Origin of the sequence: Brevibacterium sp. GP-SGM9, from assembly GCF_047300845.1 — a bacterium.
Lineage (GTDB): Bacteria > Actinomycetota > Actinomycetes > Actinomycetales > Brevibacteriaceae > Brevibacterium.
The window spans coordinates 677,179-692,707 of the sequence record NZ_CP178563.1; the positions used below are offsets into that span (position 1 = coordinate 677,179).

Annotated in this window: 14 protein-coding genes and 1 tRNA gene; 9 read left to right on the top strand and 6 right to left on the bottom strand. The window is 64.8% G+C overall.

Features of this window, described 5'->3' with window-relative positions; translation table 11 throughout:
• Positions 1-35 precede the first annotated feature (35 nt).
• On the top strand, positions 36-110 hold the full coding sequence (locus ACH82I_RS03040) for a 50S ribosomal protein bL37 (RefSeq protein WP_369299098.1): 75 nt from the start codon (positions 36-38) through the stop codon (positions 108-110).
• A 234-nt stretch (positions 111-344) separates the two neighbouring features.
• Here ACH82I_RS03040 and rsrA read toward each other — a convergent pair whose 3' ends face one another.
• Positions 345-620, bottom strand: a complete 276-nt coding sequence (rsrA, locus tag ACH82I_RS03045) for a mycothiol system anti-sigma-R factor (RefSeq protein ID WP_413335405.1) — start codon at positions 618-620, stop codon at positions 345-347.
• On the bottom strand, positions 617-1,225 hold the full coding sequence (locus ACH82I_RS03050) for a sigma-70 family RNA polymerase sigma factor (RefSeq protein WP_230743798.1): 609 nt from the start codon (positions 1,223-1,225) through the stop codon (positions 617-619). Before ACH82I_RS03050 ends, rsrA begins: the two co-directional genes overlap by 4 nt.
• 193 nt (positions 1,226-1,418) lie before the next feature.
• On the opposite strand from ACH82I_RS03050, the gene ACH82I_RS03055 reads away from it, so the two are divergent.
• The 5 genes from ACH82I_RS03055 to ACH82I_RS03075 all read left to right on the top strand — a co-directional run bounded on the left by ACH82I_RS03055 (position 1,419) and on the right by ACH82I_RS03075 (position 6,435).
• Positions 1,419-1,916 carry a DoxX family protein gene (locus ACH82I_RS03055; protein WP_230743797.1) on the top strand — a complete coding sequence of 166 codons (498 nt, stop codon included), beginning with the start codon at positions 1,419-1,421 and terminating at the stop codon, positions 1,914-1,916.
• A complete protein-coding gene (aroA, locus tag ACH82I_RS03060; RefSeq protein ID WP_413335408.1) occupies positions 1,903-3,246 on the top strand; it encodes a 3-phosphoshikimate 1-carboxyvinyltransferase in 1,344 nt (447 codons plus the stop codon). The genes ACH82I_RS03055 and aroA overlap by 14 nt, the downstream gene beginning before the upstream one ends.
• A 1-nt stretch (position 3,247) precedes the next feature.
• Positions 3,248-4,297 carry a ribosome small subunit-dependent GTPase A gene (gene rsgA / locus ACH82I_RS03065; RefSeq protein ID WP_413335410.1) on the top strand — a complete coding sequence of 350 codons (1,050 nt, stop codon included), beginning with the start codon at positions 3,248-3,250 and terminating at the stop codon, positions 4,295-4,297.
• A 9-nt stretch (positions 4,298-4,306) separates the two neighbouring features.
• Positions 4,307-5,101, top strand: a complete 795-nt coding sequence (gene hisN / locus ACH82I_RS03070; protein ID WP_413335412.1) for a histidinol-phosphatase — start codon at positions 4,307-4,309, stop codon at positions 5,099-5,101.
• Between the two features lie 65 nt (positions 5,102-5,166).
• On the top strand, positions 5,167-6,435 hold the full coding sequence (locus tag ACH82I_RS03075; protein ID WP_413335414.1) for an aminotransferase class I/II-fold pyridoxal phosphate-dependent enzyme: 1,269 nt from the start codon (positions 5,167-5,169) through the stop codon (positions 6,433-6,435).
• Between the two features lie 335 nt (positions 6,436-6,770).
• Here ACH82I_RS03075 and ACH82I_RS03080 read toward each other — a convergent pair whose 3' ends face one another.
• Positions 6,771-7,319, bottom strand: coding sequence for a YceI family protein (locus ACH82I_RS03080; protein ID WP_230743792.1), 549 nt, complete (start codon positions 7,317-7,319; stop codon positions 6,771-6,773).
• A gap of 231 nt (positions 7,320-7,550) precedes the next feature.
• Between ACH82I_RS03080 and ACH82I_RS03085 the strand changes: the two genes are divergently transcribed.
• Positions 7,551-7,627: transfer RNA gene (locus ACH82I_RS03085), tRNA-Met, on the top strand.
• A 443-nt stretch (positions 7,628-8,070) separates the two neighbouring features.
• On the opposite strand, the gene ACH82I_RS03090 is transcribed toward ACH82I_RS03085, so the two are convergent.
• Positions 8,071-11,085: a UPF0182 family protein gene (locus ACH82I_RS03090; RefSeq protein WP_230743791.1), complete on the bottom strand. Its 3,015-nt coding sequence runs from the start codon at positions 11,083-11,085 to the stop codon at positions 8,071-8,073.
• Positions 11,085-12,224, bottom strand: a complete 1,140-nt coding sequence (locus ACH82I_RS03095; RefSeq protein WP_230743790.1) for a PDZ domain-containing protein — start codon at positions 12,222-12,224, stop codon at positions 11,085-11,087. The genes ACH82I_RS03090 and ACH82I_RS03095 overlap by 1 nt, the downstream gene beginning before the upstream one ends.
• Positions 12,225-12,395: 171 nt before the next feature.
• Here ACH82I_RS03095 and ACH82I_RS03100 point away from each other — a divergent pair, with 171 nt between their 5' ends.
• Positions 12,396-13,973 (top strand): zinc-dependent metalloprotease, encoded by a 1,578-nt coding sequence (locus ACH82I_RS03100; protein WP_413335416.1) that lies wholly within the window; start codon positions 12,396-12,398, stop codon positions 13,971-13,973.
• Positions 13,974-14,537: an NUDIX hydrolase gene (locus ACH82I_RS03105; RefSeq protein WP_413335418.1), complete on the top strand. Its 564-nt coding sequence runs from the start codon at positions 13,974-13,976 to the stop codon at positions 14,535-14,537.
• Here the strand turns inward: ACH82I_RS03105 and ACH82I_RS03110 are convergent.
• Positions 14,521-15,072, bottom strand: coding sequence for a M48 family metallopeptidase (locus ACH82I_RS03110; RefSeq protein WP_230743787.1), 552 nt, complete (start codon positions 15,070-15,072; stop codon positions 14,521-14,523). The genes ACH82I_RS03105 and ACH82I_RS03110 overlap by 17 nt on opposite strands.
• Positions 15,073-15,529: the final 457 nt, after the last annotated feature.

A 15,529-nucleotide genomic window follows, 5' to 3' on the forward strand; every position in this document is an offset into this window, starting at 1 on the left:
TGAGAGAATTAACCGTCTATTGAAGGAGTGCTGCTATGAGCAAGCGTGGCCGTAAGCGTCGCGACCGCCGCCGTTCCAAAGCGAACCACGGCAACCGTCCGAACAGCTGATGCGCTGAATCATCACGCGCATGACGAGGGCGGGAAGAGTGATCACACTCTTCCCGCCCTCGTCTTCGTTGATCTGCTATGCCGCCCTGCAGAGGCTGCTGCGCCTGGTCTGCTGCCGGCTCGCAACGGCTGGCGGCCCAGTTGCCCGGCTGGCTCAGCTGCCCATCTGGCTCAGTTGCTAGGCACCTGCTCGGGTCAGTTGCTCGACTGGCGCAGTTGAGTTGCCCGGCTGGCTCAGTTGCTCGGCCAGATGGACTGGGACTGCTCCGCGGCGATCCGCTGTCGGATCTTCTCCCGGAGTCCCATCGGAGCCTGCTCACGAGAACAGGACCTGCGCACGAGTTCCTTGAGGAGTGCTTCGATCTCGTACTCGTCATGGCACGAGGGGCAATGATCGAGGTGAATCGAGATCTCGCGGATCTCGGTCGTCGTCAGCTCACCGTCGAGATAATGGTAGATGCGAGTCAGCGATTCGGCTCGGACGCTCTCGCAGCATTCGTCTCCGCTCATTTCGCACCTCCTTCATGCTTCCCGAAGCCGCGATCGGCGGCATAGTCGGCCAGCATCTCGCGCAACTGACGACGTCCACGGTGCAGGCGCGACATCACGGTGCCGATCGGCGTGTCCATGATCTCGGCGATCTGCTTGTACGGCAGACCTTCGACATCCGCATAGTAGACGACCATCCGGAAATCCTCCGGCAGCGACGACAGTGCTTCCTTGACATCGGTGTCGGGCAGGTGGTCGAGTGCCTCGAGCTCAGCCGAGCGTCCTCCGGACGAGGTGTGGCTCGCGGCCTGGGCGATCTGCCAGTCCTCGATGTCCTCGCTGCCGTGCTCCTGCGGCTGGCGCTGCTTCTTCCGATAGTTGTTGATGAAGGTGTTCGTCAGGATCCGATAGAGCCACGCCTTGAGATTGGTGCCCGGAGTGTACTGATGGAAGGCAGCATAGGCCTTCGCATACGCCTCCTGCACGAGATCCTCGGCATCGGCAGGATTGCGGGTCATCCTGAGGGCCGCGGCGTAGAGCTGGTTGAGGTATTCCAGAGCGTCGCGCTCGAACCGGGCCGAACGCTCGGCCTCGGTTTCGGGGACTTCTTTGACTGATTCGGTCATCGTCCTCAATGGTACGCCCGTTCTCTCCAAGACGGCAGTGACGCTCATAGACATCTCCTTCTGCCTGACGACGTGGCGGCGGGGATCGCCCGCTGCATATGTTCATCCGGTCAACACCACCTCGCGGTCCCACTATTCCCGTGACAACCGTTATGCTTGCCAATGAGATGCCCGCCACGGAGGAAGGACCCTAGTGTCTCCCATCAGATTCATCGCTCGGCCCATGCTGGCCGCCGGTTACATCATCAACGGCGTCGAACGACTGCGCCGCCCCGAAGCGGCTGCCGCCTCGATCGGTCCCCTGCTGACTCAGGCTCGCAAGCAGGTCGACATCCCCCTCGATGCGCCGACCATCGCCCGTGCCACCGGGGCCGCTCAGGTCGCCGCGGGTTCCCTTCTGGCCATCGGCCGGTTCCCCCGCATCAGTGCCACGATCCTCGTCGGCACCTACTTGCTCGACACCGTCGGTGAGCGCCTCTCTGCCGAGAAGGCGACTTCGAAGGACGACAAGAAGGCCCGCAACGAGCGGACGTTGCTGCGCACCTCCATGCTCGGCGGCGCACTCCTGGCCAGCGTCGACACCGCCGGTCGCCCCGGACTGTGGTGGCGCACCCAGCATGCCGCAGAAGATCTGTGGTCGACGGTCGAGGATACGTCCAAACAGGCAATGAGCGCTCTTGGCGTCGACTGACACTCCCCCGCACACACCACCGGCAACCGGTGACTGGTTGGCACCGGTCGCCGGTTCCGGTGTCACTGCAGCAGTTACGGTCCCCGGTTCCAAATCTCTGACCAACCGCTATCTCGTTCTGGCTGCCTTGGCCGAATCCGCCTCTGATCTGCGCGGCTGGCTGCGCAGCCGCGACACTCTGCTGATGATCGAGGCGCTGCGGTCCCTCGGTGCTGTCATTGTGGAGGACGGCGATACGCTGCGCATCGACCCCATCGATTTCGGTGCCCACACCGCCCCCGGCGCGGATCACGACGGCACCCCGATCACCATCGACTGCGGTCTGGCCGGAACTGTGATGCGCTTCGTTCCGCCCTTGGCCGCAGCCACAGGCCGTGAGGTCATCCTCGACGGCGACGAGCAGGCTCGCGTGCGTCCCATGTCGGTGACGATCCAGGCCCTTCGCAGCCTCGGCGCTTCGATCTGCTCGGACGATGACCGGCTGCCGCTGCGGATCCACCCCGGCTCGCAGCTGCGCGGCGGTCACCTCGAAATCGACGCCAGCGCCTCCAGTCAGTTCGTCTCCGGACTGCTGCTGGCCGCTCCCGTCATGCCGCTGGGCATCGAACTGGCCAATATCGGCTCCGCCGTGCCCAGCCGCACCCACGTCGACATGACCCTCGAGGTCCTCGCCGATGCCGGCGTCGATGTCTCCGAACCCGCGCCCGAGCATTGGACCGTCGAGCCGGGCCTGCCGCGGGGACTCGATGTGCGCGTGGAACCTGACCTGTCGAATGCCGCCGCCTTCGCAGCCGCGGCACTGGCCACCGGCGGCGAAGTCACCATCCGTGATTGGCCGGCCCACACCACTCAGGCCGGAGACGGGTTCCGCGCCATCGCCGAGGCATTCGGCGGATCCGCGGTGCTCGATCGCGAAGGCCTGCGCGTACGTGGGCCGCAGACCCTGCGTGCCGTCGATCTCGATCTCTCGGCCGTCGGGGAGCTCACTCCCGTGGTCGCCGCGCTTGCCGCACTGGCCAGGGGCACCTCGCACCTGCGCGGAATCGGACACCTGCGCGGTCACGAGACCGACCGCCTCGCAGCGCTGCGACGTGAGCTCGGCGCCATCGGAGTCGCCGTCGAGGAGCATCCTGACGCGCTGACGATCACCGGTTCGAACGATCTGCGTCCCGGCATCTGGCACACCTATCATGACCATCGCATGGTCATGGCCGGCGCGGTCCTCGGCCTGCGCGATCGCGGACTGACGATCGAGAATGCCGCCACCGTGGCCAAGACGCTGCCCGAGTTCACGCAGCTGTGGGAAGCCATGCTCGACCTCGGCGCCTGAGATGACCCGGATCTACCGCGAAGAGGACTATCGCCCGCGCCCGAATCGTCGCGGTTCACGACCGCGGACGAAGAACCGCCCTGAGCACAGCTCGGCGGTGACCGGTCTGGTCACCGCCGTCGATCGGGGTCGCTATCGAGTCGTCCTCACCGATTCGGCCGATGGCTTCCCGACGGCCGGGGCGGCAGAGAGCTCCGACCCGGCTCACGTGAACCAGGTGACCGCGGTCCGGGCCTCGAATCTGCGCAAGCAGGCCATCGTCCCCGGGGACATCGTCCGCCTCGTCGGCGACACCTCGGGGGCCGACGGCACGCTGGCCCGCCTCGTCGAGATCACTGAGAGGCGCACCCTGCTGCGGCGCAGCGCCGATGACATCGACCCCAGCGAACGCGTCATCGTCGCCAATGTCGACCGCATGGGCATCGTCACCGCGACCGCCGACCCCGAGCCCTCCTACGGGCTCATCGACCGTGCCCTCGTGGCGGCCTACGACGCCGACATCACTCCCCTGCTCATCGTCACGAAGACCGACCTGAAATCGGCCGCTGAGATCACGGAGCGCTTCGCCGCCACCGGGGTCGACATTGTCGCCTCCGGGCTGACGGAGGACGGAGGAGTCGCCGACCCCACCGTCTTCGAGCGGCTCAACGGCCACCTCAGCGTCCTCGTCGGCCACTCCGGGGTCGGCAAGTCAACCCTGATGAACGCCCTCGTCCCAGCCGCAGAACGCGCCACCGGAGACGTCAACGATGTCACCGGGCGCGGCCGCCACACCTCATCCTCGGCGGTCTGTCTGTCTCTGACCGGAGGCGGCTGGCTCGTCGACACTCCCGGTGTGCGCAGCTTCGGACTCGCCCACGTCGACCGGGAGACCCTGCTCTCGGCGTTCCCCGAACTCGTCGAAGCCACCGCCGACTGTCCACGTGGATGTTCGCATCTGGCGGATTCGCCCGGCTGCCGACTCGACGACTGGGTGGCCGACGGGCACGGCGGCCCCGGCGGTGTCTCACGATTGGATTCGCTGCGCAGGTTGCTGCCGGCATCTGGATAAGGTGATGTCATGAACGACCTCGAGCTGGCAACCGAACTCGCCGACCTCGCCGATTCCATCAGCCACCGGCACTTCATCGCCCAGGACTTCACCGTCGAGACCAAACCCGATCTCACCCCCGTCACCGAATGCGACCGAGCCGTGGAGCAGGCCATCATGGACCGCCTCGGCGAGGCCCGTCCCGACGACAGCGTCCTCGGTGAGGAATTCGGCTCGCACGGAACCTCGCCGAGGCGGTGGATCGTCGACCCCATCGACGGGACGAAGAACTTCGTCCGCGGCGTCCCGATCTGGGCGACCCTCATCTCCCTCTACGACGGTGAGACGCCGGTCCTCGGCCTCGTCTCAGCCCCGGCCCTCGGGCGCCGGTGGTGGGCGCAGACCGGCCAAGGAGCGTTCGCTCAGGCTCTCGGACAGCCGGCCAGGCGGATTCACGTCTCCGAGGTCGACGATCTCGGCGATGCCTCCCTGTCCTATGCCTCATTGGACGGGTGGAAGGAACTGGGGATCATCGAGGATTTCCTCACGCTGTGCGCCTCGATGTGGCGAACCCGCGGCTATGGTGACTTCTACTCCTACATGCTGCTGGCCGAAGGAGCCGTCGATCTGGCCTGCGAGCCCGAGCTGGCTCTCTACGATATGGGCGCCTTGGTGCCCATCGTGCTCGAGGCCGGCGGAACCTTCACGAACACGGCCGGAGCGCCCGGACCGTTCGGGGGCAACGCCGTGGCCAGCAACTCCAGACTTCACGAGGCGGCCCTCGACATCTTAGGACACATCGAACCGGCAGGGACGGCCGACTGATTCGGCGGGTTCGTGCGCAGTCGAGTCCGCACGACCGCCTGCCACCCACCGCAGAAAGGGATGACATGCCTGATGTCCGGAAGGCCACACTGTGGCACGACATGGCGGAAGCAGCTGGACTGACCAACCCGGACGGGTCGATCGGTGAGACGATCTACGGGCAGATGACCAAGTTCGCCAGCGAAGTCGGTGCCGTCAACCTCGGGCAGGGTGCCCCAGGCACAGAACCACCGGCCGCGCTCATCGATGCCACCACCGCGGCCATGCGGGAGGGATACAACCAGTACGCCCCCGGTCAGGGATTTCCGCAGCTGCTCGACGCCATCGCCGACCAGCGCCGTCGTGACTTCGGACAGTCGGTGTCGGCCGAACAGGTCCTCTACACCGCCGGGGCCACCGAAGGCCTGACTGCGGCGATCCTCGCGCTGCTGCCCAGGGGCGGGACGGTGCTGGCCTTCGAACCCTTCTACGACTCGTATCCGGCCGCGATCACCGCAGCCGGCGGCTCACTGGTGACCGTGCCGATCCTGCCCACTGCCGGCGGAGGCTTCGCACCTGACTGGGATCTCTTCGACAGAACTGTCGCTGATCACACACCTGCGGTCATCCTCGTCAACACCCCGCACAATCCCACCGGATTCGTCTTCAGCGCCTCCGATCTGGCTCATATCGGCGAAGCGGCTGGAAGTGTCGATGCCTGGGTGCTCACCGATGAGGTCTACGAGCAGCTCATCCTCGACGACCGCTCACATGTGCCGCCGGCAGTGGCTGTGGCCGACCCCTCGCGGGTGGTCACCGTCTCCTCGGCGGGAAAGTCCTGGAACACCACGGGATGGAAGATCGGCTGGGTGATCGCCGAAACGGAGGTCCGCGAGGCGATCCAGGCAGTCAAGCAGTTCCTCACCTTCACCGCCGGTGGACCGATGCAGATCGGTATGGCACGGATGCTTGCCGAAGCACCGGGCTTCGTCGGGGAGAATCGCGCCTCCCTGCGGGCCCGCGCCGAGGTGCTGGTACCGGCCTGCCGAGCGGTCCCGGGTGCTCATGTCTCGACGCCGGGAGCGGGATACTTCACCGTCGTCGACTTCTCGGCTCTGAGCGATCTCGACGCCTTCGCCCTCAATGATCTCTTGGCCCGTGAGTTCTCCCTCGTGGGCATCCCCGTGCCGGCCCTGTGCCGCGAGGGCAGTCCGGCCTACGAGGTCTATCGCACCTCGATCCGCTATTCCTTCTGCAAATCCGTGGCCGACGTGGATCAGGGGGCGCAGCTGTTCCTGGCACTGGCAGCACGGCTGCGCGAGCGGCCCGACGCCTTGCGCGGGGCCGCTCGGTGACTTGAGTGGGTGACAGCAGCCATCGGCGGTTGTCGGGGGCTTCCGGCGGCTGTCGGGGGCCGGCAGGAGCCGACAGGAGTTGCTGGCGGCCCAGCGGCGGAGGACGGCAGCTGGGGGCACGACGGCAGCTGGCGATGAATAGACAGAAGGGGTGAAACGCTGGATCAGCGTTTCACCCCTTCTGACGATCGAGCCTGTGCCGATCGCACCTGTGCCGTTCGCGCCTGTGCGGATCGACCAGCATCGCGGCGAGTGTTCAGTTCGCCGCAGCGATCAGGGCTCCGGAGCTAAGTTCGGCGGAACGATCAGGTGAGGCCTCGATGAGGCTGGGACATTCAGGCCTTGACGAGCTCGAGTTCGAGGTCGATCTTGACCTTGTCCGAGACGAGCAGTTCGCCGCCGCCGAGCACGGCCTCGAACTCCATGCCGAAGTCCTTGCGGTTGACGGTGGTCGATGCGGACATGCCGGCGACCTGGTTTCCGTTGGGATCGGTGGCGACTCCGCCGAATTCGGTGGCGAAGGCGACTTCCTTGGTCACACCGCGCATGGTGAGCTCGCCGACGATCTCGAACTCATCGGCCGACTCGGCCTTGACGGTGGTCGAGGAGAAGGTCAGCTTGGGGTGCTGATCTGCCTGGAAGAAGTCACCGCTCTTGAGGTGGCCGTCGCGCTGTTCGTTGCGGGTCGTGATCGAGTCGACCACAGCCTCGGCGGAGACCGAGCTGTCCTCGAGGTTCTCAGCGACGGTGACCACTCCGCCGATCTCTTCGAACTGGCCGCGGACCTTCGAGACGCCGGCGTGACGAGCGGTGAAGGTGAACTCGGAGTGCACCGGGTCGATGTTCCAGGTTCCGGCGGTGAGTCCCTTGGGCAGAGCAGACATGATTTCTCCTTTTGGTTGAACTTTGAAGTACAGAAGCGACTATAGTTTAGTTTTCAACCACACGCAAGTGTCGGGACGATCTTTCTTGATTGAGCGGGAACCCTGGCCTTCAGCACCTATCCTGCTCCCCTCTCTGCAACCGGCAGGTGAACCCGAGGTGACCGTGTGGCAAAGGTCACTGGTCACCGGTTTGGAATGTCTGATTACGCTCGTGTAAAGTTAAGAACACGCCGCGGGGTGGAGCAGTTCGGTAGCTCGCCGGGCTCATAACCCGGAGGTCGGAGGTTCAAATCCTCCCCCCGCCACCAAAGTGGCAGAACCCCCAGTCAGTTGATCTGGCTGGGGGTTCATCTCATTCACATCGCCTACATTCCGGTCCCACCCGCGCAGACCCGCCCGCGAAGACCCCTTGGCCCGGGATTGTTCGGCTGCTTCCGAGCAGAATCCGCTCTGATTCTGCTCGGAAGCAGCCGAACAATCGCCAGGACATCGCTTCCTACGCCCCATGCCCGTCAGAAACCTCACCGCACGCCGGAAGCCTCGCCTGCACGTCAGCAGCCGCCCCTGCAGGTGAGCAGCCTCCGCCAAACGTGATAGCCCACGTGATCGCCTTCCCTCCCCCACACTGCACGAGAAACGGCTGACGCTCCCGGGAACAATCTCCCGGGAGCGTCAGCCGTTCTGCGGTGATGGCTCACCGGCACGGGCGGCGTAGTCTCAACGACTCAGCCGACCGCGCCGTCGCGTGGCCTCAGTTGCCTCCGCCGTCTCCTGCCTCATCGGCAGGCGCGGAGGCCGGAGCCGAAGCCCCATCCTCGGCGATCGAGGGATCGGCTTCCACCGCATCGTCGATCGCGTTCTTCAGGCGCTCCTGAGCCTTTCCGTACTCCTCGAAGTCACCGTCCTTCAGCGCGGCGTCGGAGTCCTCCATGGCCTTCTTCGCCTCCTGCAGGGCGTCGTTGAGGCCCTTGTTGTCAGAGGCGCCGCCCGAGTCACCGGACTCGTCTCCGCTGCTCGAGGAGCCCGATTCGCCGTTTCCGCTGTCCTCGGTGCCGGCGTCACCGGCCTGGGCACCGGAGTCACCGCCGAAGACCTGGTCAAGAGCCTCATCGAGGGTCGGAGCGAATCCGATGTCCTCACCGAAGGCGACCAGCACGTGCTGGAGCAGCGGGTAGGAGGTCTCACCGGCAGAGCGCACATACACCGGCTGCACGTAGAGCAGTCCCCCACCGACGGGCAGAGTCAGCAGGTTGCCGTTCTGCACCTCGGACTCACCCTGTCGCAGCAGGTTGAGGCTGCGCTGGACGTCAGGAGCGGTGTTGAAGTTGTTCTGCGCCTGCCCGGGACCGGGCACAGTCGTGTTGCGCGGCAGCTGCAGCAGCCTGAGCTTGCCGTAGTTCTCGGCGACCTCACCCTTCGTGCCGCCCGCATCCGCATCGGCCGAGAGGAAGCCGGTGAGGTTGTTCCGCGACTGTCCCTCGGAGGAGCGAGCCGGAATATAGGAGCTCGTCAGTGAGAACGACGGCGACTGCTGTCCCGGCATCTGCAGAGTCATGTAGAACGGCGGCTGAGTCAGTCCGCTGTTCGCGCTCTTCGTCGGATCCGTCGGCAGGGTCCAGAAGTCCTGACCGGTGTAGAACTCACTGGCGGAGCTCACGTGATACTGGGTGAGCAGATCGCGCTGAACCTTGAACAGATCCTCGGGATAGCGCACGTGGCTCATCAGTTCACTGGACATCTCGGAAGCCGGCTTGATCAGGTCGGGGAAGATCTTCATCCAGGTCTTGAGAACCGGATCGTCCTTGTCCCACTGGTACATGTCGACACTGCCATCGTAGGCGTCGACGGTGATCTTGACCGAGTTCCGGATGTAGTTGACCTCGTCATCCGGCAGTGTGGCGACCGAGTTCGGCGCCGTGGCGGTCGTCGAGTCCTCCGTCGCCTCCTGCAGCGGCTGCGGAGTCGAGTACGGGTAGTCCTCGGCCGTGGTGTAACCGTCGAGGATCCATTTGATCTTGCCGTCGACGACCGCCGGGTAGGGGTCGCCGTCGATCTTGAGGAACGGAGCCAGCTTCTCGATGCGCTCACGCGGGTGGCGATCGAAGAGGATCTGCGAATTGTCGTTGACCGCGTCCGAGAGCAGGATCTGCTCGTCCTGGTATTTCAGGGCGAAGGCAAGTCGGTTGAACAGGCCACCGATGGACGGACCGCCGTCGCCGGTGAAGGTGTTGTTGACCTGGCCGGAGCCGCTGTCCTCGTCAGAGGGGTAGTCGAGCTCGCGCGGGGTCGCACCGTCCTCGGCACCGACGATCGAATAGTCCGGTGAACTCTCACCGAAGTACACCCGCGGTTCGTAGTCCGGGAAGTCTCCCTTGGGCGGAATGTCCGATTCCATGAACGTCGGCTCGCCGTCAGGGTTGCGCTGGTTGCCGTTGGCGGCGACCACACCGAATCCGTGGGTGTAGACGATCGCCCGGTTGTACCAGCTCTGGCTGTTCACCGAACTCGGAGCAAGCTCACGCACGGCGATGACGGTATCGCGCATCTGCCCGTCGATGTCGTAGCGATCGACGTCGAGCTGCTGCGGGAAGGAGTAGTAGGGCCGCACCTGCTGCAGCTGTCGGAACGTGTCCGAGACGAGGTTCGGATCGAGCAGTCGGATCGAGGCCGCGGTCTCCGCGTCCTCACGCAGGGCTCCCTTCTCACCGCTCGTGCTCGGCTCATAGGGAGTGACCTCGATATCGTCGAAGCCGAAAGCCTCACGCGTGGCATCGATGTTGTGCTGAATGTACTCGGACTCGAGACTCTGCTGCGAGGGACCGACTTGGAACTGCTGGATCAGCGCGGGATAGGCGATGATCGAGATTCCGCCCATCACGATGAGGGTGAGGGTCGCGATGATCGAGATCCGCCAGTTGCCCTTCCACGCCGTGTAGACGAAGAGCAGGGCGACCAGCACCGAGGCGATCGCGACGATCGCCATGGCCGGCAGTGCCGCATGGTCGTCGGTGTAGGTGACGCCGGGGACGATGCCGCCGGTCGCGGTCAGGCGCTCGTAGCGGGAGAGCCAGAGACGGCCGGCCTGGACGAGGATGAGCACGGCCACGGTGATGCCCAGCTGCCACTGGGCGGTCTTCGTCAGCGTCACGCCCTTCTGCTCTCCGGGACGGATGCCCCCGAAGAGGTAGTGACCGACGACCGCGGCGATGAGCGAGAGCAGGAGCGCCATGCCCAGCTGGTCGCCGATCAGGCGCAGTCCGGGAAGGATGAAGACGAAGAACGACTTATCCATCCCGAATTCCGGATCCTTCGACCCGAAGGACGAGGAGTTGATCCATTCGAGGACCGTGTTCCAGTGCGCCGAGGCGGTGATGCCGGCGAGCACGCCGACCACGGCCGGGATGGCCAGGGTCGCAACCCTGCGCAGCGGCTCGATCGCCTCACGGTAGCGGTCGAGGTTCTCCTGCCGCGGTGTCGTCGGCGCGTAGACCGGTCGGTTGCGGAACGCCAGGTGCAGGCTCAGCCAGACCGGGACGGCCATGATAATGAAGCCGGCCAGGAAGGTCAGACCGCGAGTGACCCACATGGTGCGGAACACCTGGGAGGCACCGATCTGCTCGAACCACAGGATCTCGGTATAGACCTGGGTGAACGCGATGAATGCGACCAGCAGGATCGCGACGGATACCAGCGTGAGCAGCAGCGGCGAACGTCTGGGCCGATTCGCCGGCATGCGTGCGGAGGTGGGTGAGGACGAAGTGCTCACTACTGCCCTTTCTCATTGGTGTCGGCACCACCGGTCGGGCACTTCGGAAGCTCCGAAGTGTGACCGGCGGCGTACTGCTCCACGGCGTTCTGCGCGTCATCGAGGGTGTCGATGCGCGTCACCGTGATTTTGGACTGGTCTGCGGCGGCCATGACCTCTTCGCAGTTCTCTGCGGGCGACATGAACAGCGTCGCTCCCTGCTCGGTCGAGGCCGCCACCTTCTGTCGTGCCCCGCCGATGGGGCTGACTTTGCCGGAAGGATCGATCTCTCCCGTTCCGGCCACGTGTTTGCCGCCGGTCATGGCGCCCGGCGTGAGTTCGTCGACGATCGCGAGGGCGAACATGGTGCCGGCGGAGGGACCGCCGATGCCCTCGACGTTGAACTTCACGTCGACGGGAAAGTCGAAGCCCTGTTTCATGTTGATCCCGATCGCCTGCCTGCCCTCGATGTTCGCAGGTGTCAGGGAGACGTCGGTGTCTTCGCCGTCGCGGTCGACGACGAGGTCGACGGACTTCGATTTCTGGACGGTCTGACTCATCATCTGCGCCGCAGCCGGATCGGAATCGAGCTTCGTGCCGTTGACGGAGATGATCCGATCCCCCTTGCGCAGCTGACCCTCGGCCGGCGAATCCGGGAGCACCTCGTCGACGAGCAGGTGCACCTCATAGGGCTTGTCGAGCTGCTCCATCGCGGCGGCGACGGCGACATCCTGACTTGAGGACATCTCGACCGCATTGGATTCGGTGACGTCTTCCCGTGTGGTGTCCAGGGGGTAATAGGCCTCGGTGGGAATGACCGTCTCCTTCCCCCGGAGCAGGGCGCCGAGCGCCTGGGAGGCGTAGGTGTCACGCCCCGGCCCGCCGCTGACGGCGACGGTGAGCATGTCGATCCGGCCATCCGTGGGATAGGTCTTGGCTCCGGAGACGCTGATCATGGGCTTGCCCTGATAGTCGCCGAGAGTATTGAAAACCGGACCCGGCAGCTGGAGCATGTACGGAACCGGCAAGAGCACGGCAAGCGCGATGAGGACGTAGGTGAGGACACCTGAGGTCGCGGTCAGACGTGGAGAACGTCGTCGAGTCGCACCACGTGACGATGCTTCTGGCACGGGCACGGCCCGAGGGGCATTCTCTGTCATGTATTCCTTTCGCTGCACCGCCCCACCAGTCTAGTTGAAACCTGACCGTGAGATTCACAGAGTCCTTTCGCCCGGTGCGAACATCGTGCGAAACCTCCCCGAATTGGGAAGCTTCGCACATCCTCAGCGGTTAACGTGTAAGTCAAACCGATTCATGGGGGCTTTGAGAAAATGAGCGACGACGAGAACAACAACGAGCAGAATCCGTTCGAGCAGATCTTCGGGATGCTGTTCGGGCAGGGCGGCCCCGGCGCCGGTCAGGGCGAGAACAGCAACGAGTCCGGGTCGCCCCAAGGGTTCCAGATCGACCCCGCGATGATGGCGACGATCATGAACCAGATGCAGGGGATGTTCGGCCAGGGCGGCAACTCGAGCAATCAGGCCGCATCGATCGCCGAGAAGGCCGTCCCCAAGCCCGACCCTTCGATCAGCGACGAATCGGCGCACGCAACCACGGACGCGTTCCGTCTGGCTGAGCTGTGGCTCGCCGAGGCGACCGAATTCTCAGGTGGGAATCGCTCGGCACGTGCACTGACTCGATCCGATTGGGTCAAGGAGACCATGCCCGGGTGGCAGAAGTTCGTGCTCCCGATCAAGGAGAACATGTCGACCGCTCTGACCGAGACGTTGGAGACTCAGGTTCCGGCGGAGATGAAGGGAATCCTCGCCGGTGCTTCATCGATGTTCGGGTCGATGAGCGATTCGATGTTCGCGATGCAGATCGGTCAGGCCGTCGGGGCCCTGTCCGAAAGCGTGCTCACCGGCACCGAGGTGGGGCTTCCCCTCCTGCCCAATGACTCCGCCGCGCTCGTCGAGACGAACGTCGCCGCGTTCGCCACCGAGATCGACGTCGACGTCTCCGAAGTCCGCATCTACCTGGCCGCACAGGAACTCGCCCATCTGGCGCTGTTCGAACGTGCACCCTGGCTCACCGCCCAGGTCGAGACGGTTCTGACCCGCTACGCCCAGGGCCTCAAGGTGGACACTTCGCAGATCGAGGACATGACCTCCTCGATCGATCCCTCGAACATCTCGGATCTCAGCGACAACATTCGCCAGGGTCTGTTCAACCCGCCGACGACCGAGGACCAGAAGAAGGCCCTGACTTCTCTCGAGAATCTCCTCGCCGTCATCGCCGGCTGGGTCGATGTCGTCGTCTACGCGGCGTGTGCGCACCTGCCGGGCCGCGATCAGATCCGCGAGGCCCTGCGTCGTCGCCGGGCGACTGCCGGTCCGGCCGAGAAGACCTTCTCCACTCTCGTGGGTCTGCAGTTCAACCCGCGCCGTCTCCGCGATGCCGCCGCGCTCTTCGCCTACCTCGAGACGCAGGGCGGACCGGAGGCCCGGGACAAGGTGTTCTCCCACCCGGACCTGTTGCCGACCACTGAGGATCTCGACGATCCCCTCGGCTACTCCGAGCGGAGGCAGGCCGAATGGACGAGCGAGTCGACGCTCGATGAGGCGCTCGGCCGGATCCTCGCCGAAGGACTCGACGGCACCGAAGGCAGTGCCGAAGCCGAGTCCGACACGGAGACCGAGTCCGACAAGGACGCCGCTGAGACCGTGTCCGACACGGATGCCGGCGAGACCGTGTCCGACACGGATGCCGGCGAGACCGTGTCCGACAGGCGCGCCGACGAGACCGAGGACCGCGAGACGTCGGCCGACGGGCCGGCCGACCGTGAGAAGTCCACCCCCGAATCGGACTCCGAGGACGATGCGTCCGGAGACGACACCGACGAGCGCTGAATGATCGATCTCGACACTGCACGCTCCGAGGTCGATGCCGTCTCGGCCGACAACGTCTTTGCCGGTGATTTCGCACGGCTGTTCGACGAAGCCGGCGCCGCCGCCCTTCGCCGGGAGGGCGGCGAGTCTCACGTCACCGCGAGCTGCCTCGTCTTCGATTCGGAGTCCGAATCCGTGCTGCTCAACCATCATGGCAAAGCAAAGCTGTGGGGTCAGTTCGGCGGTCACCTCGAGCCCGAGGACGACAGTCTGGAATCCGCGGCCGTGCGAGAGGCTCTCGAGGAGAGTGGGCTCGGATCCTTGCAGTGGGTCTCCCCCACGCCGGTCGATCTGCATGTCCACGACCTCTCTGCTGCGTTCGGTCGCTGTCAGCGACACTATGACGTCGTCTATGCCGCCCGAGCCAGAATCACGGACTCACCCGTCGTGTCCGACGAATCCATCGACGTGCGCTGGTTTCCCTTAAGCGAGCTGCCCGTCGACCTGTTGCCGGATCTCCCGGCACGGCTGCCGGACCTCTACCGTGCGGCCGTCCGGGCCGAGTCACTCAGTTCCCGCGGCTGAAGTGTTCGCCGGCGCTGAATCCCTCGAGGTAGAGCTTGGCCTCGGCCTGACGCGGGTGCCGATCGGCCAGGGCGTGGAACTCCTTCGAATGCTCGCCGATCTGCAGGTGGACGAGCTCATGGACGATGACCGTCTCCAGAACCCATCTGGGGACGCTCTGCAGCCGGTGTGAGACCCGGATGTCTCCGGTGGAGGTGGTCGTCGACGCCCAGCGGGAGACATTCTGATTCGTGACCCAGCGGATCGACTGCGGGCGCAGCCGGCCGCCGAAGTAGCGTCCGCTGAGCTCCGTGGCGAGACGCTCGAGGTCTTCGGCCGATGAATGATCACGAGCGGCGAGACGATTGAGCAGGCTCGTCAGCGATCGGACATTCGCCTCGACGCTGTAGCGCAGGGGCGTTCTCAGCACATAGGTGTCGATCTCCTTGGAGATCGACACCGTCTTCTTCCGGCGCGGCGATCGCCGCACCGTGATATCGCCGCGGGCGATCGCCCGCAGGACCTCTTCCTCATTCCACCGCTGTCTGTCTGCCACCTCCCCATCATAGGAACAGGCACTGACTCAGGAAATCCGCTCGGCATTGTTGTGAGTTTCCTGAGTATCGCCGATCGAGCCTCTCCTCTCCGCTGTCCACAGCCGATTCGTATGATCAGACAGCGCCGGAACAGAAGTGACCTACGATTTCGCGCACCACCTCGTCCGATTGCCGACCACCCAAGGCACCTTTCCTCCACAAGCCCCTCGGCGATTTCCACAACTTATCCACACGCTGTTGACGTGCCTGTGCATGACCCGGCATTGACGGGGCCGCAAATGCAGAATAGGTTCTATGTCTGACCCCGGAAAACCCGGAGATGCGTGCGGAAGGGGAAGCCGCACGGGTCCCCGCGAGCGCCTGGGGCACAATGCGGTTGAGGGCATGTCGGAACACATTTTCCGGCCTGTCCTCAACCGTTTTCCACAAGCTTTTCCACAGCTTCGAACGTCCCGT